The sequence below is a fragment of the Marinomonas rhizomae genome (genome assembly GCF_003315485.1).
Lineage (GTDB): Bacteria > Pseudomonadota > Gammaproteobacteria > Pseudomonadales > Marinomonadaceae > Marinomonas > Marinomonas rhizomae.
Map to the genome: position 1 here is coordinate 1 of NZ_QNSE01000020.1, position 23,862 is coordinate 23,862.

General features: G+C 44.6%; 17 protein-coding genes. 2 read left to right on the forward strand and 15 right to left on the reverse strand.

The features are described 5' to 3' along the window. Positions 1–160: 160 nt before the first annotated feature. Positions 161–1,513 (reverse strand): MATE family efflux transporter, encoded by a 1,353-nt coding sequence (locus DFP80_RS19295; protein ID WP_241560320.1) that lies wholly within the window; start codon positions 1,511–1,513, stop codon positions 161–163. 88 nt (positions 1,514–1,601) lie between these two features. Further along, the gene (locus DFP80_RS19300; protein WP_113918423.1) at positions 1,602–2,846 is read right to left on the reverse strand and encodes a multidrug effflux MFS transporter; all 1,245 of its coding nucleotides are present in this window, start codon (positions 2,844–2,846) and stop codon (positions 1,602–1,604) included. Between the two features lie 357 nt (positions 2,847–3,203). Between DFP80_RS19300 and DFP80_RS19305 the strand changes: the two genes are divergently transcribed. Further along, positions 3,204–4,790 carry a cation:proton antiporter domain-containing protein gene (locus tag DFP80_RS19305; RefSeq protein WP_113918424.1) on the forward strand — a complete coding sequence of 529 codons (1,587 nt, stop codon included), beginning with the start codon at positions 3,204–3,206 and terminating at the stop codon, positions 4,788–4,790. A gap of 87 nt (positions 4,791–4,877) precedes the next feature. On the opposite strand, the gene DFP80_RS19310 is transcribed toward DFP80_RS19305, so the two are convergent. The 9 genes from DFP80_RS19310 to DFP80_RS19350 all read right to left on the reverse strand — a co-directional run bounded on the left by DFP80_RS19310 (position 4,878) and on the right by DFP80_RS19350 (position 17,796). Next, positions 4,878–5,048: a DUF6435 family protein gene (locus tag DFP80_RS19310; RefSeq protein WP_113918462.1), complete on the reverse strand. Its 171-nt coding sequence runs from the start codon at positions 5,046–5,048 to the stop codon at positions 4,878–4,880. A 158-nt stretch (positions 5,049–5,206) separates the two neighbouring features. Continuing rightward, positions 5,207–6,628, reverse strand: coding sequence for a glutamate synthase small subunit GltD family protein (locus DFP80_RS19315; protein WP_113918425.1), 1,422 nt, complete (start codon positions 6,626–6,628; stop codon positions 5,207–5,209). A 118-nt stretch (positions 6,629–6,746) separates the two neighbouring features. Beyond that, a complete protein-coding gene (gltB, locus tag DFP80_RS19320) occupies positions 6,747–11,198 on the reverse strand; it encodes a glutamate synthase large subunit (RefSeq protein ID WP_113918426.1) in 4,452 nt (1,483 codons plus the stop codon). Positions 11,199–11,663: 465 nt separating this feature from the next. Beyond that, on the reverse strand, positions 11,664–13,229 hold the full coding sequence (locus tag DFP80_RS19325; protein ID WP_113918427.1) for an SPOR domain-containing protein: 1,566 nt from the start codon (positions 13,227–13,229) through the stop codon (positions 11,664–11,666). A gap of 42 nt (positions 13,230–13,271) precedes the next feature. Continuing rightward, a complete protein-coding gene (gene aroB / locus DFP80_RS19330; RefSeq protein WP_113918428.1) occupies positions 13,272–14,378 on the reverse strand; it encodes a 3-dehydroquinate synthase in 1,107 nt (368 codons plus the stop codon). Then, entirely contained in the window at positions 14,378–14,926 is a 549-nt protein-coding gene (locus tag DFP80_RS19335) for a shikimate kinase (RefSeq protein WP_113918429.1), read from the reverse strand. Before DFP80_RS19335 ends, aroB begins: the two co-directional genes overlap by 1 nt. A gap of 42 nt (positions 14,927–14,968) precedes the next feature. Beyond that, on the reverse strand, positions 14,969–16,150 hold the full coding sequence (locus tag DFP80_RS19340) for a secretin GspD/PilQ domain-containing protein (protein WP_113918430.1): 1,182 nt from the start codon (positions 16,148–16,150) through the stop codon (positions 14,969–14,971). Then, positions 16,143–16,853, reverse strand: coding sequence for a hypothetical protein (locus tag DFP80_RS19345; protein WP_113918431.1), 711 nt, complete (start codon positions 16,851–16,853; stop codon positions 16,143–16,145). Before DFP80_RS19345 ends, DFP80_RS19340 begins: the two co-directional genes overlap by 8 nt. Further along, positions 16,822–17,796, reverse strand: coding sequence for a hypothetical protein (locus tag DFP80_RS19350; RefSeq protein ID WP_113918432.1), 975 nt, complete (start codon positions 17,794–17,796; stop codon positions 16,822–16,824). The genes DFP80_RS19345 and DFP80_RS19350 overlap by 32 nt, the downstream gene beginning before the upstream one ends. A gap of 160 nt (positions 17,797–17,956) precedes the next feature. On the opposite strand from DFP80_RS19350, the gene DFP80_RS19355 reads away from it, so the two are divergent. Next, positions 17,957–20,416 (forward strand): penicillin-binding protein 1A, encoded by a 2,460-nt coding sequence (locus DFP80_RS19355; RefSeq protein WP_113918433.1) that lies wholly within the window; start codon positions 17,957–17,959, stop codon positions 20,414–20,416. Between the two features lie 68 nt (positions 20,417–20,484). On the opposite strand, the gene DFP80_RS19360 is transcribed toward DFP80_RS19355, so the two are convergent. The 4 genes from DFP80_RS19360 to rpmE form a co-directional block, all read right to left on the reverse strand. Further along, entirely contained in the window at positions 20,485–21,045 is a 561-nt protein-coding gene (locus DFP80_RS19360) for an LOG family protein (RefSeq protein WP_113918434.1), read from the reverse strand. Positions 21,046–21,172: 127 nt separating this feature from the next. Continuing rightward, positions 21,173–22,441 (reverse strand): malic enzyme-like NAD(P)-binding protein, encoded by a 1,269-nt coding sequence (locus DFP80_RS19365; protein ID WP_113918435.1) that lies wholly within the window; start codon positions 22,439–22,441, stop codon positions 21,173–21,175. Positions 22,442–22,610: 169 nt separating this feature from the next. Then, positions 22,611–23,393: a thermonuclease family protein gene (locus DFP80_RS19370; protein WP_113918436.1), complete on the reverse strand. Its 783-nt coding sequence runs from the start codon at positions 23,391–23,393 to the stop codon at positions 22,611–22,613. A gap of 8 nt (positions 23,394–23,401) precedes the next feature. Continuing rightward, positions 23,402–23,617: a 50S ribosomal protein L31 gene (gene rpmE / locus DFP80_RS19375; RefSeq protein ID WP_072840831.1), complete on the reverse strand. Its 216-nt coding sequence runs from the start codon at positions 23,615–23,617 to the stop codon at positions 23,402–23,404. Positions 23,618–23,862: the final 245 nt, after the last annotated feature.

Consider the following 23,862-nt stretch of genomic DNA (forward strand, 5'->3'; position numbering starts at 1 on the left):
GCATTGCTGAGCTAATGTGATTTTAAAAGCACGACTGTACTTTGACATAAAAAGAACCCCCAATGTTGTTTGTCCAACTATTGGGGGTCACTTCAGAGAGAGGCTTTTTTGTCGGCATGCTGAACCCAATTGAACCAAGTTTGCCTGACGTAACCGTTTCCTATGCGACTTGGCCAGACATGTCAACCTTCGACAAAGCACGCAAATACATTCTCCATGCGCACATACCGGCGAATAAGTTACCAATGAGTACGCCAATGAAAATACCTTTTAGCCCAGCCAACTCAGCACCAAGCCATAGACAAGGCAAAAAGAAAGCAAATAGCCGTAACGTTGAAATGGTTAACGCCACATAAGATTTACCAAGCGCATTACAAACAGACACCATCAACATGCAAATTCCCAACGCACCAAGGCTGACAGGCACAATGATTAAATGCCAAGTTAAAATGTCCGACACAGCCTGTTCACTGGTCATGAGACGAGCCAAAGGCCCAGCTAATACGAAAGTCAGTAATGCCACACAAAATTGAAACAGCAGAATAAAGCGAATTGAGATCGACACCACAGTACGAATGTCTTGAATCCGATTGGCCCCCAATAAGCGACCAACCATTGGCGGCATCGACATGGTTAACGCCAACACAGCCACAATCGAGAAAAATTCAAAACGTGAGCCCAACGCCCAAGACGCCACGGCCGCCGTACCAAATCCAGCAATAAGCTTGGTCGCCAACATAGAAGAGACTGGCGGCAACAACTGACTAATCATCGCAGGCCCCATTATGTGACCAATCGCCCCCAAGCTTTTGCCGATATTTAGGTCCTTCCAATCAAAGGTAATCCAATGTTTACGAGCTACTTTTGGTGCAACAATCAAAGTTCCCAAACCAAACGCCAGTGTGGTCGCCATAGCTGCACCGTTCAAGCCAAGGTCAAAAGTGAAGATAAAAATAGGATCCAATACCAAGTTCAATACGCTGGTCACAATCATCATGATGCCAGGCAACATGGTATTCCCATTGGAACGGCAAATACTGTAGTAAAAGTAAATTAACGCACCCACCCAAGCGCTGAGCAACCAGTGAGGCCAGTAAGAATCGATAACAGGATAAACTGAGTCCGGCGCACTCAGTAACGCCAAAATAGGATGGCGTAATAGCCAAATGATCACACTAAAGAAAGCGATCCCCACACTTCCCATCATTAACACCAAACCACCTAACTGCTTGGCATAACGCGTGTTCCCTGCCCCTAAAGCACGAGAAATAATTGCCGTCGTCGCGATACCCAGTCCCACTTGCAGACCAATTACAATCATCTGAATGGGCAAGGTAAAACCCTGTGCCGCCAACGGCAAAAGCCCCAACTGTCCGATAAAAGCACTGTCCACCAACTGAAAACTCATCAACGACAAAACGCCAAACAGCATTGGCCATGTCATGGAAAAGAGTTGTTTTGCTAAAGAACCAGATTGGGGTATTTGAGATGACATAGAAATAGGTGTGCTCATACTTAAAAACTGAGTTTATATTCTAACCTACTTTGATGAAGACAGAATGACACTCACCTTCCCCTAACCCATGATGCGCTAAATAGTCTTATTCTTCAGCGTGACGTCGGCTGTAATTATAGCCATATCTAAGCATGATAAATGCAATCATAGAGAAGAGAACAAAGCCGCTGGCTAACGGAATAACCGTAAAATTATAAAACTGCCCAACGAAGGTCGACAGCACAATCGCAAGCAAACTTGATAGCGACGAAATCAGTGATGCTCCAAGCCCTGCCATTTTTCCCAGCGGCTCCATCGCCATAGCATTGACGTTGCCAAACACCATACCGAAGCAAGAAAACATCACCATACCTAATCCCATAAATAGGGCAAAAGGCGGCACACCATCGAAAAGTAAAGACACAAACAAAAGAATAAAAGCGGTCGATAACAATACTGTCAATGCGCCGATAACACAGCGCAACATGCCGACTCGTAGAACTATTTTGCCATTTGAAAAGTTGATAACAGCAGAACCAATTGCCAACATCGCAAAGAACAAAGGAAAGCGATCACCAGTCTCATACACATCCTGAAAAATCGATTGTGCGGTACTAATGTGCAACATTAAGCCACCAAAAATACAGCCTAATAAAACGGTATACGCCATCACATCACGACGACTTAGAACAATACGAACATCGGCCATTAATCGTTTTCGGTTGAGCGGAATACGATTTTCTTTTGATAGCGTTTCCGGCTGACGAAGCAGTAGCCATGCGCCAGCAATGCTTGCTTGAGCCATCAACAAACCAAAAATCCAACGCCAATCTGCGACTTGCAACACCAGTTGTCCAATCGAAGGCGCAAGCATAGGCACTAAAATAAACACCATCATCACAAAAGACATAATGCGTGCCATCGCCGCGCCTTTGTACATATCTCGGATCAAGGCGCGAGAGGCAATTTTTGGTCCAGCAACGCCAAAACCTTGAATCATACGTCCCAACAAAAACACCTCAATGGACGACGCCGACAACGCCACCAAAGAACCCATAAGATACACACTGATACCAAGCAAAATACTCTTTTTCCGGCCAATAGCATCAGACAAAGGCCCAAAGAAAATCTCACCAAACACCATTCCCAAAATCATTGCAGACACAATCCATTGGGTTTTCTGATAATCCACAATCGCTAGAGACTCAGCAATAAAAGGAAACGCCGGCAACATGGCATCCATACTCAGCGCCGTCAGAGACATCATCAAAGCAAACAAAGCCACCAGCTCTTTTTCAGCTAAGCGCTTTACTGGCAGTCCGGTGGGTTGTGATGAATGAGAGAGTGACATCCTTTTCCTTAGCAATGGGTAAAATGGCTCAATAGTTTACTCGTCATGATGAATAAAAAGAAAACTAAATTTCATTCATCAATGCTGCGCCAAGATAAAACAATACAATAAAAAAAGCGTGATCAATAAAATCATTGCATCACGCTTACTGAGTGTTACCGCAATTTATCTAAAGTCTATTTATCTACTTTAGAATTTAATTGAAGCACTATGAGAAATGTTGTTCTTCATACCATTTTAGGTATGTTAATTTCTGGAGCGAGATAGAATAATTTGCAGTATTACGTGCTGCACGCCTTAGACAAATTACGTATGATAAAACTCCCCTTTACACATTCTTTAATTTAGAAGGAATCTATGGAATTCATTTGGATCTTATTCGCATTCGTCTGCGGACTGGCTGTCAAGATGATCAATTTACCACCACTAATTGGTTTCTTATTGGCTGGTTTTTTACTTAACTATGCGGGCCTAGAACCAAGTAGCACATTGGACTCTCTTGCCAACATTGGCATTACGCTCATGCTATTTAGTATCGGTTTGAAATTGCATGTTAAAGACCTCCTAAAACGTGAAGTATGGGCTTCTACATTAAGTCATATGGGAATAAGCACCGTCATTTTTGCCGGTATCGCCCTGCTACTCGGCACATTGAGCCTGCCGTATTTTGGTTTACTTGATTTTAAAACCGCTGCTCTACTTGGTTTTGCCCTCAGTTTTTCCAGCACAGTTTGTGTTATGAAATTACTGGAAGAAAGCAGCGAACTTAAAACTCGTCACGGACAACTATCTCTTGGCATTCTGGTTATGCAGGACATAGTCGCGGTGATTTTTCTTGTGGCCGCCACAGGTAAGATTCCGTCTATCTGGGCACTGGGGTTATTTGGCTTACTACTGATTCGCCCTGTTATAAACAAGGTCGTCGACAAGGCTGGCCACGGGGAAATGCTGCCATTAACGGGACTATTTCTTGCGCTAGGTGGCTACGAGCTATTCTACTTGGTGGGCGTTAAAGGCGATTTAGGAGCGCTGATTTTCGGTATTCTATTGGCCTCTCATTCTAAAGCCGCTGAAATGAATAAGTCCCTAATGAACTTCAAGGACCTATTCTTGATAGGCTTCTTTTTATCCATTGGTTTTACCGCCCTACCAACATTAAGCATGATCGGCATCAGTCTGATCATTACCTTAGTCATTTTGGCAAAGTTCGCTCTCTTCTTCTTGCTACTAACCAAGATGAAACTACGCGGTCGAACATCCTTCCTGTCGTCAATGATTCTGTCAAACTACAGCGAATTTGGCCTCATTGTCGTTGCTCTGAGTGTGGCGAACGGCTGGTTAGAAAAAGAATGGCTGGTTGTTTTGGCTCTCGCCGTGTCTTTTTCTTTCGTTATTACCAGTATTTTGTACCGCAACGTTCATCGCATGTACCGTAAAAACAAAGACGTCATTCGCCGGTTTGAAAGTGCAGACTGCTTACCTGAAGACCGCTTCGTGCAACCGGTAAACAGCGATATTTTGGTGGTAGGTTTAGGTCGAGTTGGACGCGGGGCATTCGAATCGTTAAAAGGTTTTGTAGGCGATACTGTTGCCGGTATGGATGCCGATCGTAACCGTATCAACCAAATGCAAGCCGACCAAGAAAACGTCTTTTACGGCGACGGTGAAGACGCCGACTTGTGGGAGCGTTTAGACACCTCTCGAATTGATTTGGTCTTGCTGGCTCTGCCTGCCGCAGAAGATACAACCAATGTCGCCATCCAGTTGCGTAAAGCCAACTACACAGGACAAATCGCCGCGATTGCTCGCTACCAAGATGAAAGAGATATTCTCATCAACAGCGGCATAGACAACGTTTTCAACTTCTATACCGAAGCTGGTACTGGTTTTGCGGAAGAAAGTTTGGCGCTCATTCGACCAATGGACAACGCTACGCCATCCTAGTCATTGAAAAAATTAAACGCTTAAAATCTTATGCGCTATAACTAAAAACGCGGTGCCATTAACATGGCACCGCGTTTTTTATTAAATCTATTTAGACCCAGCTTCATCTATCTTCACTTTCAAAGCTTCGGCTTTTTCTGTCAGCTCTGAATAGAGCCTGATGTCGCCGCCGCGTTGGGCTTGCATGGCTTTTTCTAGTAGCTCACCATATTCTTTGTCGAGCTTTTTAATCGGGTCGGACTTTAGAAAAGAAAACATAATTAGCCTGTTGTTGTGAGTTAATAACATTCATACGTGACGGAACAAGATTTAGATCGCTTTAACCTTGCATATCATCAAAACGAAAACGCCAATCAGATTTCTCTGACTGGCGTTTAATTCAAAGTAACACAACCTTGCTAGCTCAGTCGTTATGGTTAAACGTCTAGGAAATCCATAATCCCTTCCGCAGCCTTACGACCTTCATCGATAGCCGTTACCACTAGATCTGAACCACGAACCATATCGCCACCAGCAAAGATTTTTTCGTTGGTCGTTTGGAACATGAATTTACCTTTCTTCGGCGCGATGACACGACCGCGAGCGTCTGTTTCAATGCCGAATTTTTCGAACCAAGGCGCAGGGCTAGCTTGGAAACCAAAGGCAATCAATACAGTGTCGGCAGGAATGATCTGCTCACTACCTTCAACGATTTCTGCAGAACGACGGCCATTTTCATCAGGCTCACCCATTTTAGTTTCAACAACCTTGATACCTTCTACTTTTTCATCACCAATGATTTCAACTGGCTGACGATTAAATAGGAACTGCACACCTTCTTCTTTCGCATTTTGCACTTCTTTACGAGAGCCCGGCATGTTTTCTTGGTCACGACGGTACGCACAAGTCACGCTTTTCGCGCCTTGACGAATAGCTGTTCGGTTACAGTCCATCGCCGTATCACCACCGCCCAAGACAACAACTTGTTTACCTTTTAGGTTTACATAGTCTGCTTCATCTTCTTCGAAGTCTAGGCAATGGTTCACATTAGAAATCAGGTAATCCAAAGCGTCATGAACACCAGGAAGCTCTTCACCTGGAAAACCGCCTTTCATGTATTTGTAAGTACCCATGCCTAAAAATACCGCATCGTACTCTTCCAATACATGTTCAAACGGTACGTCATCACCAACCGAGGTGCCTAGAACAAATTCTACGCCCATTTCTTCAAAAATTTCACGACGACGTGCCATAACGCTTTTTTCCAGTTTGAATTCCGGAATACCAAACGTCAGCAAGCCACCAATTTCTGGGTACTTATCAAATACAACTGGCTTAATACCATTACGTACTAAGATGTCAGCACAGGCAAGACCTGCTGGACCTGCGCCAACAATAGCAACGGTTTTATTGACCGGTACGACGTTAGACATATCTGGACGCCAGCCCAAAGCAAAAGCCGTATCTGTAATGTATTTCTCAACCGAACCAATCGTTACGGCACCAAAACCACCTTCCCCAAGCGTACAAGCACCTTCACAAAGACGATCTTGCGGGCAGACACGACCACAGACTTCTGGCAAGGAGTTGGTTTGGTGGCTCAGCTCAGCGGCTTCTAAAATGCTACCTTCGCTCACTAGTTTCAGCCAGTTTGGGATGTAATTGTGTACTGGACATTTCCACTCACAATAAGGGTTACCACATTCTAGGCAACGGTGCGCTTGGTCTTTGGCTCCCGGCTCTTCGAATGGTTTATAAATTTCGACGAATTGCGCCTTACGAGTAATTAAAGGCTTCTTTTTAGGGTCCTTACGGTCCACTTCGACGAATTGAAATGCGTTGTTCAAGCGCTCAGACATAAGCTGCTATCTCCTTGGCTGCCTGTAAACAGGCAGCGCTTCTCTCAAATGGGTCAGACTGATTCGTTCACAACGCTTGGTTCGTTTCATCACAAGCCAAGCGCTATAACAGCGTGTTTTATTCCGGACGTTGACGAGTGCTTGCCAATAGCGCGCCTAAGCTGGCGGCTTTTGGTTTGACTAGCCAGAACTTGCCAATGTAGTCATAGAAGTTTTCTAAGATCTCTTGGCCCCATTCGCTGTCAGTTTCTCGGACGTATTCTTCGATCACAGAGCGAAGGTGTGAGCGATACTCTTCCGTTAATTCCGTACCAATACGGTGAATTTCAACCAATTCATGATTGTATTTATCCACAAAGGTACGGTCTAAATCGAGCACGTAAGCGAAACCGCCAGTCATGCCCGCACCAAAGTTGTAACCAGTATTTCCAAGGACAGTCACCATACCGCCGGTCATGTATTCACAGCAGTGATCGCCTGCGCCTTCGATAACAGTATGAGTGCCAGAATTACGTACAGCAAAACGTTCACCTGCCGTACCTGCCGCAAACAACTTACCGCCCGTCGCACCATACAAACAGGTGTTACCGATAATGGCCGAATCTTGTGATTGGAAGACAGATCCTTTTGGTGGACGAATAACCAATTTTCCGCCTGTCATGCCTTTACCAACGTAGTCGTTCGCATCGCCTTCCAGGTACATGTTTAAACCACCCGCGTTCCATACTCCAAAACTCTGACCAGCCGTACCAGCCAACTTCAATGTTAATGGAGTATCAGACATACCTTGATTACCGTAGCGCTTCGCTATTTCACCAGACAAACGCGCACCGATAGAACGGTCACAGTTGGTCACATCAAAAGCAAATTCGCCACCTTCTTTCTCTTCGACCACTTCTTTAACCGTATCCCACATTTTCAAAGCCAATAGACCTTTATCGTGTGGCGGATTAAATGGCGCCTGACAATATTGTGCTTTATCCGCTGGAATCAAATCATTTTTTAAGATCGGAGATAAGTCTAAGTTACGCTGCTTATCGGTTTCACCTGGTAAGATAGCCAACAGATCTGTACGACCAATCAAATCTTGTAGCTTTGCAACACCAAGCTTTGCCAACCATAGGCGTGTATCTTCAGCCATAAAGCGGAAGAAGTTTTTGATCATTTCTACTGTGCCGATGAAATGTTCATCACGTAGCATTTGATCTTGAGTCGCCACACCGGTCGCACAGTTGTTCAAGTGACAAATACGCAAGAACTTACAACCCATAGCAACCATTGGTGTGGTACCAAAGCCAAAGCTTTCCGCACCAAGAATCGCGGCTTTCACTACATCTAGACCCGTTTTCAAACCGCCATCTGTTTGTAGGCGAATGTTGCCACGAAGATCATTAGAACGAAGCGCTTGTTGCGCTTCCGCTAAACCTAGTTCCCAAGGTGAGCCCGCATGGCGAATCGACGTAATTGGCGAGGCTGCTGTACCGCCGTCATAACCAGAGATAGTGATCAAATCCGCGTACGCTTTCGCGACACCTGCGGCGATCGTACCAACACCTGGTTCAGAAACCAGTTTCACCGATACCAAGGCATCTGGGTTTACTTGTTTCAAATCGAAAATCAGCTGTGCCAAATCCTCGATAGAATAAATATCATGATGTGGCGGTGGTGAAATCAAGGTAACACCTGGAACCGCGTAACGTAGTCGAGCAATTAAGCCGTTTACCTTACCGCCTGGCAATTGACCACCTTCGCCTGGTTTCGCACCTTGTGCCACTTTAATCTGCAGGACTTCGGCGTTGACTAAGTATTCTGGTGTCACACCAAAACGGCCAGACGCGATTTGCTTGATCTTAGAACGACGCTCAGTACCGTGACGAGCTGGATCTTCACCACCCTCACCAGAATTAGAGCGACAGCCTAATTCATTCATCGCTTGCGCCAAGGCTTCGTGTGCTTCTGGCGACAAGGCACCCAAAGACATACCCGCTGAATCGAAGCGTGGCAGAATCGTTTCAATGGATTCTACTTCGTCCAGCGCAATAGATTTCGCCTTATCGGATAAGGTAAACAAGTCACGCAGCATAGAGGCAGGACGGTTGTTAACCAGTTCTGTGTATTTAGTGAAGTCTTCAAAACGACCGCTACCCACAGCTGTTTGCAAGTTGCGCACAACATCCGGGTTAAACGCATGGTATTCCGCTTCATGAACGTATTTTAGATAACCGCCCTGTTGAATCGGTTTACGCAACTTCCATGCATTGTTTGCGATGGATGTTTGATCTTTTTGGAAATCTTCAAAGCGCGCGCCCTTGATACGACTTGGAACGCCTTTGAAGCATAGATCAACCACTTTAGAGTCTAAACCAACCGCTTCAAACAACTGCGCACCACGGTAAGAGGCAATCGTCGAGATCCCCATCTTAGAGATAATCTTCATTAAGCCCTTGTTAATACCTTTACGGTATTTAACGTGACAAGCAATCGGATCACCCAACACCTCACCTTTATTTATCATGTCATTGATTAAGCGATAAGAAAGGTAGGGATAAACCGCTGTCGCACCAAAGCCAAGTAACACGGCAAATTGATGAGGATCACGAACAAAGCCAGTGTCAGCGATAATATTAGAATCACAACGCAAACCTTGCTTAGACAAATAATGATGTACCGCGCCTACGGCCATTGGTGCAGGAATTGGCAAATGGCCTTTCTCAATATCACGGTCAGTCAAGACAAGGATAACCGCGCCATTACGTACTACCTCTTCCGCTTTTAGCTGTAAATCTTTAATCGCTTGCTCAAGAGAAACGTTTTCTGGATTGTAATTAGTGTTCAAACGTACCAAACGGAAACGGTGATCATCTAATGCCAACAAACGGCTGTATTTACGTGGTGATAAGACAGGCGAAGACAAAATAATACGGTTTGCGTGTTTTGGTGTTTCTTCAAATAAGTTACGTTCCACACCGATACACGTTTCCAATGACATCACCACTGATTCACGTAGCGGATCGATAGGCGGATTGGTTACCTGCGCAAACTTCTGACGGAAATAGTCTGTAACAGGGCGAGTCTGGCTAGACATAACAGCCATCGGCGTATCATCCCCCATAGAACCAACTGCTTCATGACCACTTTCAGCCAATGGACGGAAAATTTGCTCGCGCTCTTCAAAAGACACTTGGAACATCTTCTGATATGTGAGCATTTCTTCTTTGGTGAAAGGTTCGAATTCAAGAGACGACTCTTCTAACAAAGACTCAATACGAATCGCTTCCTGCTTCAACCATTTTTTGTACGGATGCATGGACTTCAGACGATTATCAATGTCGTCTGTGTGGAGCACTTTGCCGTTTTGCGTATCGATGACCAACATTTGGCCTGGGCCAACTCGCCCTTTTGACACAACGTCTTCTGATTTGTAGCCATAAGTCCCTACTTCAGAAGCCAGCGTGATAAAGCCATTTTTAGTAATAACCCAACGCGCAGGGCGCAAACCGTTACGGTCAAGCATACAAACCGCATGACGTCCGTCTGTCATAACCAAACCAGCTGGGCCGTCCCAAGGATCCATATGCATAGAATTGTACTGATAGAAAGCACGCAACTCTGGATCCATGTTTTCAACGTTTTGCCACGCTGGCGGAATGATCAAACGTGCCGCACGAAAAATATCCACGCCACCCGTAACCAAGACTTCCAACATGTTGTCCATGGAAGAAGAGTCAGAACCAGTCAAGTTAACAATTGGCTGCAAGTCTTGTAGCTCTGGAATCAACGGCGTACGTAGCTTACTGCTACGAGCCAATGCCCAGTTACGGTTACCTTCGATGGTATTGATCTCACCGTTGTGCGCCAACATACGAAATGGTTGCGCCAATGGCCACTTAGGAAGCGTATTAGTCGAGAAACGTTGGTGGAAAACACAAATCGCTGTTTGCATTTTTTCGTTGCCTAAATCTTTATAAAAGAAAGGCAAATCTACTGGCATCATTAAGCCTTTGTACGCCAACACCTTGTCGGACAAAGAACAGATGTAGAAGTTTTCGTATTCCGACAACGCGATTTCAGTTTGGCGACGAGCCACAAACAAACGCGTTGCGAAAGTACGAGCATCCATACGGTTGCTGTCGACAAATACTTGCTCAATACGAGGCAAGCAATCCATCGCGATAATACCTAGGCAAGACGCATCAATAGGAACTTCACGCCAACCTACAACATTCAGACCTTCATCGGTCAATTTTTTCGTTAAGGTTTCACGTTGCTCACTTGCAAGCGCGTCATCTTGATCAAGAAACACCATGCCGATACCGTAAAGGTCAGACAGAGTGTGATTAAATAAAGCGTGCGCTTCACCACGTAAAAAAAGATCCGGCTTTTGGATAAGAAGACCACAGCCGTCACCTGTTTTGCCATCGGCAGCGATGCCGCCACGGTGTGTCATACATGTCAAAGATTCAATGGCTGTCTTAAGTAATTCATGGCTAGTATTGCCTTCCATATGAGCAATTAAGCCAAAGCCACAGTTGTCTTTGAACTCGCCAGGACGATAAAGGCCTGCATTCATACACCAACTCCCACAGTTGAAACATAAAAAAATAAAAATTAGATATAAATTCGATTATCAGGTGGCTGGACTAAAAAGCGAAAAGCTCGCTTCGAGAATGACTATCATCTACCCAAAACACCACCGAAATGGACGATCATACTACCCTGACGAAGAGCACTACTCAAACGAGCGCAGGCCTACTTTATGTTATTTTGGCGTTTTTTATAGGGGTTTTAGCGGCAAATAGCGCGGACTTAGAGAATTATCTATGGCTGGAGTTTTTCCAAACAGAAAATTCCACTGTTCATTCATGTTTTTCAGAGAATTACAGTGATTTTTACTAAATTAGGGGGGATGCTATACAAAACCTTCACAAAAAGAGGCTTTGGCAACGTTTTATACACTTTGAGCCAGAAGAAAACTCGGAATCCTCAATATAAAACAAAAAGGGTAAACGCCAATCAGCCTTAATTTTTCAGAAAGTCACTGGGCCTTTCTAATATCATCCTGAATACCACGAGCACTTCGCGCCCAAGGATTAAGGTCACGAATATCTTTCGGTAGCGTTTCGGCTGCAGCGATTGCTTCACTACGATTACGATAAGCTCCATAAACAACGACAAACCAATCTTTGCCATTGTGTTTTGACTTAAAGTAGCCAAAAGCATCCACACTACCTTGAGCGCGAATGAAGTCTTGAACAGTCCCTTTATTGTGTGTACCTAAGAGCTGTAAGGTATAACGGTTTGGGCTCTGCGATAGCCACCATTCCGTCTTATCAAAGCGATCTTGTGAGACTTTCAGATTAGCTTGTTCTTTCTTAGGTGGAACGTCTTCGACAGGCACATCGGCACTAGGTGCAACTTGCGCTAAAGGTGCTTCAGCACGAATAGGTGCAGTAGAAATGGCAGGCGTCACCATTGAAGGCGTGTTCGATTGCCCTGTCGTTTGAGTATTTGACATACTGATCGGAGGTAGTGAGGTACCCGCCGGAATAGGAGGAAGTATAATTTCGCCTTCTTGGCCTATCTTGCGCTGCATAGCGTCAATACGAGCAATCGTATCAGGAGATGACTGTCCTTGCCTTGGACTCAAAGGAATGACGTTACTCGTTCTATCGGCTGCTGAAGACGACGACGACGACGGTTTATCAGACTGTTTATCAGAGAATAATACCGCCACCAAAATACCCAACATAACCACGGAAAGCAGCGCCATGTGCGCTAAAGGAAAGCCGATAGCGAGATTAAAACGCATCCCTGATTTTACGGGCTTATCCCCATTTCCCATCATAGCCTGAGCAAGCTGATTGATTCGTCCAGGGTAACCACCAGACTCTTGATGAATCTGCTTCACTTGCTTGTCATTAAATGGCAAATTGATTCCGCCGCCTACCGCACGAACACGATGCAATAGATAAGCACGAGTTTGCTCTAATGAATAAGGCGCTAGGGTAAATGAATGACTCAATTGCTCATAACGAGAACGCTGATAGGCATCTAGGTTACGCGACAAAGGATATTCACTAAACAAGACAATATGAGGAACCGTTTGGTTTTCTGTTGCCAATGACATCATATCAAGCAACATACTCACCGCGTCGGTGTTTAGCTCTTGGGCATTATCAACTAGAACTAAGGCCGCTTGGCCTTTCTCATCTAAATCATGAGAGAACTTAAGCAAAGGACCAAAGGTGGTTTCGTTCGGCGGCTGACTAAAATGACTGGCAAAACCAGCATAGATAGCTTGCAGCAACTGCCCAGCCGTCATTAGCATAGTACCTTTTACATGACTAACAACTGTAGTGTCATCTTGGTGGCGAGCAAACTCCATTAAAAAACGACTTTTACCACTGCCTTGAGGGCCTTGAACGACAGACAGTAAACTACTGTAGCGGCTCAAATGCTCAAGCAAAGCCAGTTGCTGATTCCCTTCTTCAGACGCGAAATAAAGTGATGCGTCTTTCGAACCAAAAGGATCTCTTAGCGTGGCTTTGGGGGGCTGATTAAGCGCATCCTCTAGATCAAACTGAAAGTCTGGCTTAGACATAGTCATCCTTTAACGTAAAATAACGAACAAGAGTCAGTAAGATTAAACAAGGCTAGCTTGTTTACTCGCTTCAAGTGCATCTAAAAGGCTAGAACTAAAATCTTCCATCGGAAAATCCGACGTCACAATTGCATCGCCCAATGCGCCAAGCAACACCAAACGTAAGCTACCATCCAATACTTTTTTATCCAGCGCCATGCGGTCAACAAAGCTTTCAACTGTCATTTCAACAGGCGGTAATACTGGTAAATTCGCGGCTTGAAACAGCGCCACGGAACGACTAACATCTTGCTCCGTAAGATTTCCCATACGCCACGAAAGGTCAATCGCTAACATGCTACCAGCAGCAACGGCTTCGCCATGCAGCCAATTGCCGTAGCCCATCTCAGTCTCAATCGCATGACCAAATGTATGCCCAAGGTTTAAAATAGCACGAATACCGCCCTCTCTCTCGTCCTGCGCAACCACATTGGCCTTTGCTAAACAAGATTGATAAATAGCTTCACTAATTTTGTCGTTGTCTAATGCCATTAAGTCAGACATTTCTTGCTCTAACCAATCAAAAAATGGCACATCACAAATCAAACCGTATTTAATGACTTCAGCCATTCCCGCTGACAATTCACGTTGTGGCAAACTCGATAATGTCTCCGTATCAATAATCACTGCTTGAGGCTGATAAAACGCGCCTATCATATTTTTCCCAAGAGGATGATTCACACCGGTTTTTCCACCAACAGAGGAATCTACTTGGGAAAGCAGCGTGGTTGGCACTTGGATAAAAGGCACACCTCGTTGATATGTCGCTGCGGCAAACCCCGCCATATCACCGACTACGCCTCCACCTAAAGCGATAACCGTAGTGGTGCGATTGTGCTTTGCTTCCAATAAAGCTGACATGATCATGCCATAGGTTTCAAGTGTCTTATACACTTCACCATCAGGCAAAATACAGGTATCGACCTTATAATCAGAAGATAGCATGGACACCATAGACTCTAGATACAAGGGAGCAACAGTGTCATTAGTGACTATCATGACTTGCTTACCATGAATAGCATCGTCAAAAAGAGCTTTCTGCTGACGAATACCACTACCAATAAAAATAGGGTAGCTACGATCGCCAAGGTCAACGGTTAACGTGCGCATTAGGATACAGTAATCTCCATTTTAAGATGGCGCTTGATCGCATCGAGCACCTTGTTAGCAACAGAACGAGGATGGCGAGAGTCGGTTTCAATTACTAAGGTCGCAACGTCTCTGTACAGAGGATCACGTACTTCAAATAACTTTTTTAACGTTGCTCTCGGATCACCGGTTTGTAGAAGAGGTCGATGAGTGCTTTTTGAGGTGCGATATAGTTGCTGCGCAACTGAAGCATACAGATACACTACGAGTGCATTGTCTCGAAGAATATCTCTGTTTTCTTCACGCATCACGATACCGCCACCCGTTGCTAACACGCAATCGCCAGTGTCTGATTCGGCAATAGTAGCCAGCGCTTGGGTCTCGCGCTTACGAAAACCATCTTCTCCTTCTCGCTCAAAAATCCAAGGGATATCTGCGCCGGCGTTATCTTCTATGACTTTATCAAGATCATAAAACTCTTTGCCCAGCGATTGAGAAATCAAACGGCCTATCGTCGTTTTTCCTGCGCCCATCGGGCCTACTAAAATAATATTGGGGGCTTTTATCATTGTATTCAATTACGTCGGGATTAAGCAGATTTAGACTGCGGCCTAGTTAACTGACATTTGTAGCAGCTTTGGTGTAATAAATACAAGTAATTCAACCTTTTCTTGCTGTTCTGACCGTCTTTTAAACAACTCACCTAACCAAGGAATATCACTCAAGAAGGGAACTCGGCTCTCTGATTCAAAGCGCTCCTCTCGAAAAATCCCACCTAAAACAAGCGTTTCTTGGCTCTTCACGACCACCTGTGTTTTCAAACGATTGGTTTTTAAGCTGGGAACACCATTTACTAACTCGCCAACAGAATCTTGATGAATGTTTAACGACAGCAGAATATATTCACCATCCTTTACAAATGGTGTTACCTCTAGCATGAGTGCAGCTTGGCGAAACTCAATACTCACTTTATCATCACTCACAGTTTGGTAAGGCACTTCCGTTCCCGACTCAATTCGAGCGGGCTGCCCTTCTGATGTCACAATTTTCGGTTTCGACACCACATCGGCTAACCCCTCACTTTCCATCATATCTAAAGTCATTGACAACAAACTAGAACCCCCAACACTGGAAAAACCTAAATTCGTGGTTGGTGTTAATGCCCCCAAATCGATGGCGCCACCAATAGATGATCGAACACCATCAGACAACTTAGTTTGCCAGTTTACCCCAAACTGAGATTGAGCCGTTCGACTCACTTGAGCAATTTGCGCGCTGATTTCAATTTGTCTTAATGGTGAATCTAACCAAGCCAGCGTTTCCCGAACGCCTTCAAAGGCATCACAAGAATAAGTAATAATGGAATTAGTTCGATCATCGACCACTAAAGAAATAGCAGGGTATAAAGTTTGTAAGTGCAAACCGACACTCTTTGCCTTGGCATGCTTCAACACCCAATAGGACCTCTGACACTCAGAGGGGGCATGCGTCGAGCTTTCCACTGACTTTGTTTTCGCTAACATAAGTACGGCAACCTGACCCTGCCACTCAAGCTGAATATTTGGCAGCTGGGCCACCGCTTCCATCACATCTTTCCAACTCGCATCCTTGATAGAAAGAGTTAGCACATTATCGATATCAGGACTAATTACCACACTTGCATTCATCTGCGATGCCAACCAAGGTAGCACTTCTTGTACTGGGCGCGATTCAAAATACACATCCATTGCCAAGAGAGTGCGAGGCATAATGACAAAAAGTATCAACAGCCATCGAATTAGCCGCTTATTCATCACTCACCCCCTTTTCACGCATAGCCAATACTTTCTCCGAGCCATCTTTAGCAATCAAAGTAACTCGACCAAAAGAAACACCATTAACAGTTACACCTGCATCGGGTAACCAACTACCGTCACTAACCCAATGACGAACATGTTTGTACGCAACTAAAGCGGATGTTTTATCTCCCATTCGCATGGTGGAAAGTAGCAACCAATCATTTGGCTCAAAACGATTCATATGTAACTTTGTTGGTAACCAATTGTGGTACACCCTATTCGCTTTAGGGGTCTCAAGAGAAAACAACAAGTGGCCTCGCCAATCTCCGTTTTTTTCTCTTTGCCAAGAGGCAGCAAGCAAACCCAAAGCATACTGAGCTTCCACTTTCTCAAGCACTGCCTGCCACTCAGCAAGAGAAGCGGCCCCCGCGATAGACCATTGGGTTGGAATCCCCTTTTCAGAGTCTTCCACTCTATGCTGTACCCATGTTTCATTAAGCAAACTCATGCCACGCAATTGATTTACTTGTTGCTGTATTTTTTCCCAGCTGGCCTCAGCTCGCGCCTTTAACTTAGCTTGCTTATTCAGCTCTTCTTGAGCCTGAGACAAAAAGGGATACCAAAGAGAAATTTGTACAAACATCATCAGTGCCACTGCTGAGCCATTGATATGCCTTAAAGATGCTTTACTCGCTTTTAAATACTTTGATAGAGACATCCACCACCTCCTTTTGCGTTATTGGAGAAGTGGGATGATGTGGTCGTTGCTTTACTTCCCAACGCCAATCTGGCTTATGCTGGCGCCACGTTACCAACAAGAGTTCTAAATCTCTTGCTGGTAACGTCATTTGCAGAAAAGCCCGTTGGGCTCTGCTTTCAAAATATTCGAGCCGAGCAGATCTAGGCAAAGCTTGGATCAAGTCCAATGCTGACGCAGAAAACGCATTGGCGCTATGAGTCGACGACCACGCAGATTGAGTGTTTTGTATCGTTTGACGTGCGATCCGCATGTATGTCGTGTTTTGATCGAGAGATAAAAAATAGACCGATGCCGTACTATTCAAAACCAAGCTCAAGACCACTAAGCACCAAAAAAGCTGTCGAGCTTTTACACGCTTCGCTTTTTCCGGCTGGTACAATGACAAAGAACAAAAGGAGCAAGATGACCAAGAGCGTTTGCGCGATGACATTGCCTGCCATTGACTTATCGTCATAAGCAAGTACGTCTTGGGAATCGATAGAAACGGCAAAACCAATTGTTCTGCCCATTCGCATGAACAAGCATAAACAGATAACAGAGACTGCTGTGCTGACAGCGGCTCATATTGATAACTAAACAGCAAATTCTCTGGCAGTGAAAAAGTTGCTTCAACAGCATAGCTCAATGCCGCTAAAGGTCGTAACGACATAGGAATAAGGTGATCAACCCTATGTTGTGATACAGATAGCCAAGCATCAGGCACTAATATAATAATTCGTGAGCCATTTAACTCTTGGCCAATTTTTAGCCTTTGATGAATAGCATACAATTGCTGGGAATCAGGTCGGGGGGCATTTATAAAAGCGGAAAAGTCTGCTAAGCAAGCAACTTTGCTGGAGTTATACAGTTTGCATTCTTGAGCCGAATAAACAGCGACAGAATAGTCCGATAAAAGCTTCATCATTCATCCTTGAAATAGCAAGCAACCAAGTAGGGGTTTTAGTTTGACTTCCATGCAAACTTTTTATGACGATAACACGATTTGCTGCAAAGTTAACCGCCTATTCTGTGATCATCTTAGGTATAATGCCATTTTCTCACTCTGTATTAATTGAATTTATATGGCTAAGACACTCAAAATACTTTTCTTTCTAGGTCTCTTTGGGGCGCTGTGTGCCGCAGGAATCACCTACGCGATTTACTACAACGTAAAAGACCGTATTCCTACTGTGGCCGAACTAAAAGACATCGAGTTAAGGATACCACTGCGCATTTACACAGCTGACCACCAACTTATTGGTGAATTTGGTGAGCAACGTCGTAGCCCGATCAATTATGCAGAAATCCCTCAAAACTTAGAACATGCAATCTTGGCGGCCGAAGACACCAATTTTTATCACCACCCTGGCGTTGATATTCTTGGCTTAGGCCGAGCTGTTTTTCAACTCATAACAACTGGACAAAAGCAAGGCGGCGGCAGCACCATCACTATGCAGGTAGCGCGAAACTACTTCCTTTCATTTGAGCAAACCTATACCCGTAAGTTTACTGAAATTTTTATCGCGCTAAAAATGGAGAGAGAATTATCTAAACATGAAATTCTTGAATTGTACGTCAACAAAATCTACTTGGGTAATCGCGCCTATGGCTTCGAAGCAGCGGCACAAGTGTATTATGGAAAAAGCTTAAATGAGTTAAATCTTGCGCAATTAGCCATGATAGCCGGCTTACCAAAAGCACCATCGCGCTTTAACCCTGTCGTCAACCCTTCGCGTGCGTTAATTCGTCGCAACTGGATTCTACAACGCATGCTATCGCTTGGCATGATTGATAAAGACGCCTACCAAATCGCGGTAGAAGCACAAATCACAGCCAAAAACCACGGCGTTATGCCTGATATCGAGGCGGGCTACATCGCTGAAATGGTGCGGGCTGAGCTTTACAGTACTTTTGGTGATGATCTTTACAGCACAGGCATGACCGTCTATACGACGATTGATTCAAACCGTCAAAAAGCGGCCAACGAAGCCGTGTTCAATGGCGTATTAAATTATGACATGCGCCACGGTTACCGAGGTTCTATTGAGACTCGTGTGGATTTGATTGACGCCCCATTGGAAGAGCAAGAAAAAGCCTTACAAGACGTAAAACGCTTTAAAAACTGGCAAGCGGCATTGGTTATTTCAACCACAGAGACGACTGCTGATGTGCGTTTAGCCAATGGCCAACGCGCGACGTTACCATGGGATGCCATCAAATGGGCACGACCTTACATTAATGAAAATGCGCAAGGTAAATCCCCTACCCTTGTATCTGATGTTTTAGTACCCGGCGATATTGTTCGCTTGCGACCAGATAATAAGCTTGAATGGTTACTCGCACAAAAGCCGAAAGTACAAACTGCGCTGATCTCATTGAACAGCAAAAATGGCGCCATCCAAGCTTTGGTTGGCGGCTTTAACTTCTACGAAAACAAATTCAATCGTGTTACTCAGTCCAAACGCCAGCCGGGGTCGAACTTTAAACCCTTTATTTATGCGAGCGCACTAAACCGAGGTTACACCGCAGCCAGTATTATCAACGATGCGCCAGTTGTCTTTAATGACTCCAACCTAGCATCAGCATGGCGACCCACCAACGATGGAGGAAAATTCTATGGCCCCACTCGTTTACGCCAAGCACTGTATCGCTCACAGAATATCGTTTCTGTCCGCTTACTTGACGAGATGGGCGTGAGACCAACATTAAATTTCTTACGTCGCTTTGGGTTTGATCCAAAGGAATTACCGCACAATCTATCGTTATCTTTAGGGAGTGCAAACTTATCGCCTTTGCAAATCGCAACGGGCTTTGCTGTGTTCTCTAATGGCGGCTATCAAGTACAGCCTTACTTAATAGATAAAGTAATAGATAGAAGCAACGAAACACTGTTCCAAGCAAATCCAGTGACGGTGTGCTTGGCTTGTACCCCTTTGGAAAAAACCAGCGATGGTGAACAACAAATGGGGCTATTTAATACTCCTGAAGGCATTCTTAGCTTACCAATTGCACCACAGGTACTCGATCCAGAAGTGAATTACATCACCTACGATATGATGCGAGATGTTATTAAATACGGTACTGGCCGACGCGCAAGAGTGCTACAACGTGATGATCTAGCAGGCAAAACAGGGACTACAAACGATGGTCGTGATGCTTGGTTTTCAGGTTTCAATGGCAATTTAGTGACTTCTGTATGGAGTGGTTTCGACAATTCTTCGCCACTTGGCCGTTACAGTGGCGGACGAGCTGAATGGGGTGGCTCAGTCTCATTACCGCCTTGGATTGACTACATGCGTGAGGCACTAAAAGGTACGCCGCCAGATTTCGTCGCAAAACCTTCTTCTTTGGTGACGGTGAGAATTGACCCCAATACTGGTGAACGTGCGCTACCTGGGCAATCGAATGCCATTTTTGAAATATTCCGAAAGGATCATGTGCCGCCACAACGCGACTTGAACTTACCAACCTTTAACAACAATGTTGGTAATGAAGCACAAGAAGAGAAACAAGAAAATAACGTCTTAGAGAATTTATTTTGATTATATTTTCATCATCTTCACTAAAAATGCCAGCCTAAGCGCTGGCATTTTTTATCGCATTAAGCCCATTAACTCCACTTAGGCTGGGGTGCTTGGTAAGTTTGAAAAGTCGATACAAGCATCTCTGGTGTGTTGGCTTTAATAACCATATCAATATAAGACTGCTTAACAAAACCAGCATGCAGCATACTTTCCAACATAATAAACATTGGATCGTAAAAGCCATTTATATTATAAAAAGCACAAGGTTTACCATGCAGACCGAGTTGCCCCCAAGTCCAAACTTCAAATATTTCCTCTAGTGTTCCAACTCCACCAGGTAGTGCAACAAAAGCATCCGCTAATTCACTCATCTTAGCTTTACGCTCATGCATATTAGCGACCACATGTAGCTCAGTTAAACCTGTATGAGCAATTTCCTTGGACTCAAGGTGTGCAGGAATCACACCGATAACTTTCCCACCAGCCTGTAAAGCAGAATTAGCAATGACTCCCATTAAGCCAACATTACCACCACCGTAGACAATGTCGATTCCTTGCTTAGCAAGATGCACGCCCAGGGCTTTCACACCATTGGCGTATTCAGGAGAATGCCCCTCAGCAGAACCACAATATATTGCTACTTTCATACGAAGGCTCCTTGCTCCTATTTAACTAACGTCAATTTATTCATCAACAAAATAATTTATCAAACAATACACAAAAAAAAGCGACGCCTTGTTAGGGAGTCGCCTTTTTTATCAGATCACGATTCGATTAAGCACCGAAGTGATCAAGATTCTCTAGCGGGTAGAAATCTGGGTATGGAAGCATAGCTACACCAGAATCAACCGCGGCACGAGCAACCGCTGCAGAAACAACGTTAAGCAAACGAGAATCCATTGGCTTAGGCAAGATATATTCTTTGCCAAAACTCAATGCCGCGCCGCCGTATGCCGCAACAACATCTGCTGGTGCTTCTTCTTTAGCCAGATCTTTAAGTGCGTGAACGGCTGCCACTTTCATTTCTTCGTTGATCTTAGTCGCACGAACGTCTAAAGCACCACGGAAAATGAAAGGAAAGCCAAGAACATTGTTTACTTGGTTAGGGTAATCAGAACGGCCTGTTGCCATAATCAAATCATCACGAGTTGCACGCGCAAGCTCTGGATTGATTTCTGGATCAGGATTCGAACAAGCAAAAACGATTGGATTAGCGGCCATTTTAGCAAGCTGGTCTGCAGATAATAGATCTGGGCCAGACACACCGATGAATACGTCAGCACCATCAATTGCATCATCAAGAGTTCGTTTGTCCGTATCAACTGCAAACATAGCTTTAAACTGGTTTAAGTCAGTACGACCAGAATGAATAACACCCTTACGGTCAAGAACGAAGATATTTTCGCGTTGTGCACCACAAGCAATAATCAGCTTCATACAAGCTGTTGCGGCAGCCCCAGCACCTAGACAAACAATTTTAGCATCGGCAATATCTTTACCTTGAAGCTCAAGCGCATTCAAAAGACCCGCCGCAGTAACAATCGCGGTACCGTGTTGATCGTCATGGAAAACAGGGATAGAGCAACGTTCGATCAACTGACGTTCGATTTCAAAACACTCAGGCGCTTTGATATCTTCTAAGTTGATACCACCATAGGTGTTTGCAATACGAGCAACAGTATCAATAAAAGCTTGTGGGCTTTCAGATTCAACTTCCACATCAACAGAGTTAATGCCAGCAAAACGCTTAAACAATAAACCTTTACCTTCCATAACTGGCTTGCTTGCCAATGGACCTAGGTTACCTAACCCAAGAATTGCTGAGCCATCAGAAATAACAGCAACTAGGTTGCCTTTACCTGTAAAGCGATAAGCTGCTTCTGGGTCTTTTGCGATTTCACGACAAGGTTCAGCCACACCTGGGCTGTAAGCTAGAGAAAGGTCACGAGCGGTCGCTGTTGGTTTAGTAATAGTGACGCTCAGTTTTCCTGGAACTGGATACTCATGGTAGTCCAGTGCAGCTTGCTTTATATCTTCTGCCATTATGATGTTTCCGTCTATTTGGTGTAATTAATTAATTTTATCATAGCCAAACTGGGCCTTGTTCCCAAGCTTAAACAGCTTCGAAAGCGGCACCTTATAATTTTGTATCGTCAGAATAATCGATCTACTCAATAGTTTAAAGCGTAAAACTATAGGAATATTCTATCATTCAATGTGTTAGGAATGCCTTGATTTCAAGCAAATCATTGGGATGCCTTACAGAAAGCACCCAAGATTTAAAGTCTGAATAGCGACTTTTCCTTTGATGTTGCCAACCACGTACTTCAATTGACTTACCCTCAAGATAAAATACCGTCTGAGCGGGCCAATAATCCGTTGCGTTTGGTGGTAAATTGATCACTAGATCCTGATCGGTTTCTAGCCACCAACCTCCTCGGTTCCGAGTAATTGAAGTGATATTGACACGGGAGATTGCAAATCCAGCTTTTGGCTGCCATTGCAAATTTTGCTGCCATAATCCCTTATGCGCATTGCGAGCTGCATTTTCAGCCGCCTCAAAACAGTCTTGATAAGCTAAGTTTGGAGGAACAGCAATACGATAACCAAGTCCCTCGGATAGTAACTGACTCGTCAGGGAAATACGATCTTTATCGAAAAGGTAGTACAAATAACGACCATATCTATCTTGATCATTCTTCGCTCTTTGCAAGTAGACAAATTGATCAAGACGAGAACGAAGGAAGTCTGTCGCCGCTACAGCATAAGGCTCATGATTGCCTTTTTTATGATCAAGTTCTGGCGTATCGAGACCCACCAGCCGAACTTTTCGGCCATCGGTTAGATGAATAGTGTCTCCATCAACCACCCTCTTGATCCTGGCTTTTTCGAGTTCGCCGATTGCCGTACAGGTTTCAGTGGCTTGAACAGCAAGTGATGAAAACAAAAAAAGCGCCAAGATGACTTGGCGCTTTTTTAATACGTTCACTATCATGCCACCAATTACTTAGTAGTACGACGAGCTCCGAAACGCTTGTTGAAGCGATCAACACGACCACCAGTATCAACCATTTTCTGTTGACCTGTGTAGAATGGGTGACAGTTACTGCATACGTCGACGTGAAGGTCGCTACCTAAAGTAGAATTTAGGTTTAGAGTGTTACCACAAGTACAAGTAGCAGTAACGGCAGAGTAATTTGGGTGGATATCTTTTTTCATCGTATATACCTTCTAGATTTGGTGTGCCGCCACTTGATCGATATAAAAGGGCTTTCGCCGCGTCAAGCACCGCACGTTTCGTTGTACAGACATTGTACAGTGGAGCCAAGAGTCGCGTATTTTAGGGATCTATTGCCCAATCAGCAACCTTTTTTCATGCTTTTCTCATAAAATTGTGGCTCGCACCGACCCACCACTCTGACGTACACTTACGAAATGATCAAGACATCCCATTTTTGCTTTAC

Bases quoted from the DNA above. Each gene is read 5' to 3' on its own strand.
- DFP80_RS19295 (WP_241560320.1), bottom strand. From the start codon at position 1,513: ATGAGCACACCTATTTCTATGTCATCTCAAATACCCCAATCTGGTTCT.
- DFP80_RS19300 (WP_113918423.1), bottom strand. From the start codon at position 2,846: ATGTCACTCTCTCATTCATCACAACCCACCGGACTGCCAGTAAAGCGC.
- DFP80_RS19305 (WP_113918424.1), top strand. From the start codon at position 3,204: ATGGAATTCATTTGGATCTTATTCGCATTCGTCTGCGGACTGGCTGTC.
- DFP80_RS19310 (WP_113918462.1), bottom strand. From the start codon at position 5,048: ATGTTTTCTTTTCTAAAGTCCGACCCGATTAAAAAGCTCGACAAAGAA.
- DFP80_RS19315 (WP_113918425.1), bottom strand. From the start codon at position 6,628: ATGTCTGAGCGCTTGAACAACGCATTTCAATTCGTCGAAGTGGACCGT.
- gltB (WP_113918426.1), bottom strand. From the start codon at position 11,198: ATGAATGCAGGCCTTTATCGTCCTGGCGAGTTCAAAGACAACTGTGGC.
- DFP80_RS19325 (WP_113918427.1), bottom strand. From the start codon at position 13,229: ATGTCTAAGCCAGACTTTCAGTTTGATCTAGAGGATGCGCTTAATCAG.
- aroB (WP_113918428.1), bottom strand. From the start codon at position 14,378: ATGCGCACGTTAACCGTTGACCTTGGCGATCGTAGCTACCCTATTTTT.
- DFP80_RS19335 (WP_113918429.1), bottom strand. From the start codon at position 14,926: ATGATAAAAGCCCCCAATATTATTTTAGTAGGCCCGATGGGCGCAGGA.
- DFP80_RS19340 (WP_113918430.1), bottom strand. From the start codon at position 16,150: ATGAATAAGCGGCTAATTCGATGGCTGTTGATACTTTTTGTCATTATG.
- DFP80_RS19345 (WP_113918431.1), bottom strand. From the start codon at position 16,853: ATGTCTCTATCAAAGTATTTAAAAGCGAGTAAAGCATCTTTAAGGCAT.
- DFP80_RS19350 (WP_113918432.1), bottom strand. From the start codon at position 17,796: ATGAAGCTTTTATCGGACTATTCTGTCGCTGTTTATTCGGCTCAAGAA.
- DFP80_RS19355 (WP_113918433.1), top strand. From the start codon at position 17,957: ATGGCTAAGACACTCAAAATACTTTTCTTTCTAGGTCTCTTTGGGGCG.
- DFP80_RS19360 (WP_113918434.1), bottom strand. From the start codon at position 21,045: ATGAAAGTAGCAATATATTGTGGTTCTGCTGAGGGGCATTCTCCTGAA.
- DFP80_RS19365 (WP_113918435.1), bottom strand. From the start codon at position 22,441: ATGGCAGAAGATATAAAGCAAGCTGCACTGGACTACCATGAGTATCCA.
- DFP80_RS19370 (WP_113918436.1), bottom strand. From the start codon at position 23,393: ATGATAGTGAACGTATTAAAAAAGCGCCAAGTCATCTTGGCGCTTTTT.
- rpmE (WP_072840831.1), bottom strand. From the start codon at position 23,617: ATGAAAAAAGATATCCACCCAAATTACTCTGCCGTTACTGCTACTTGT.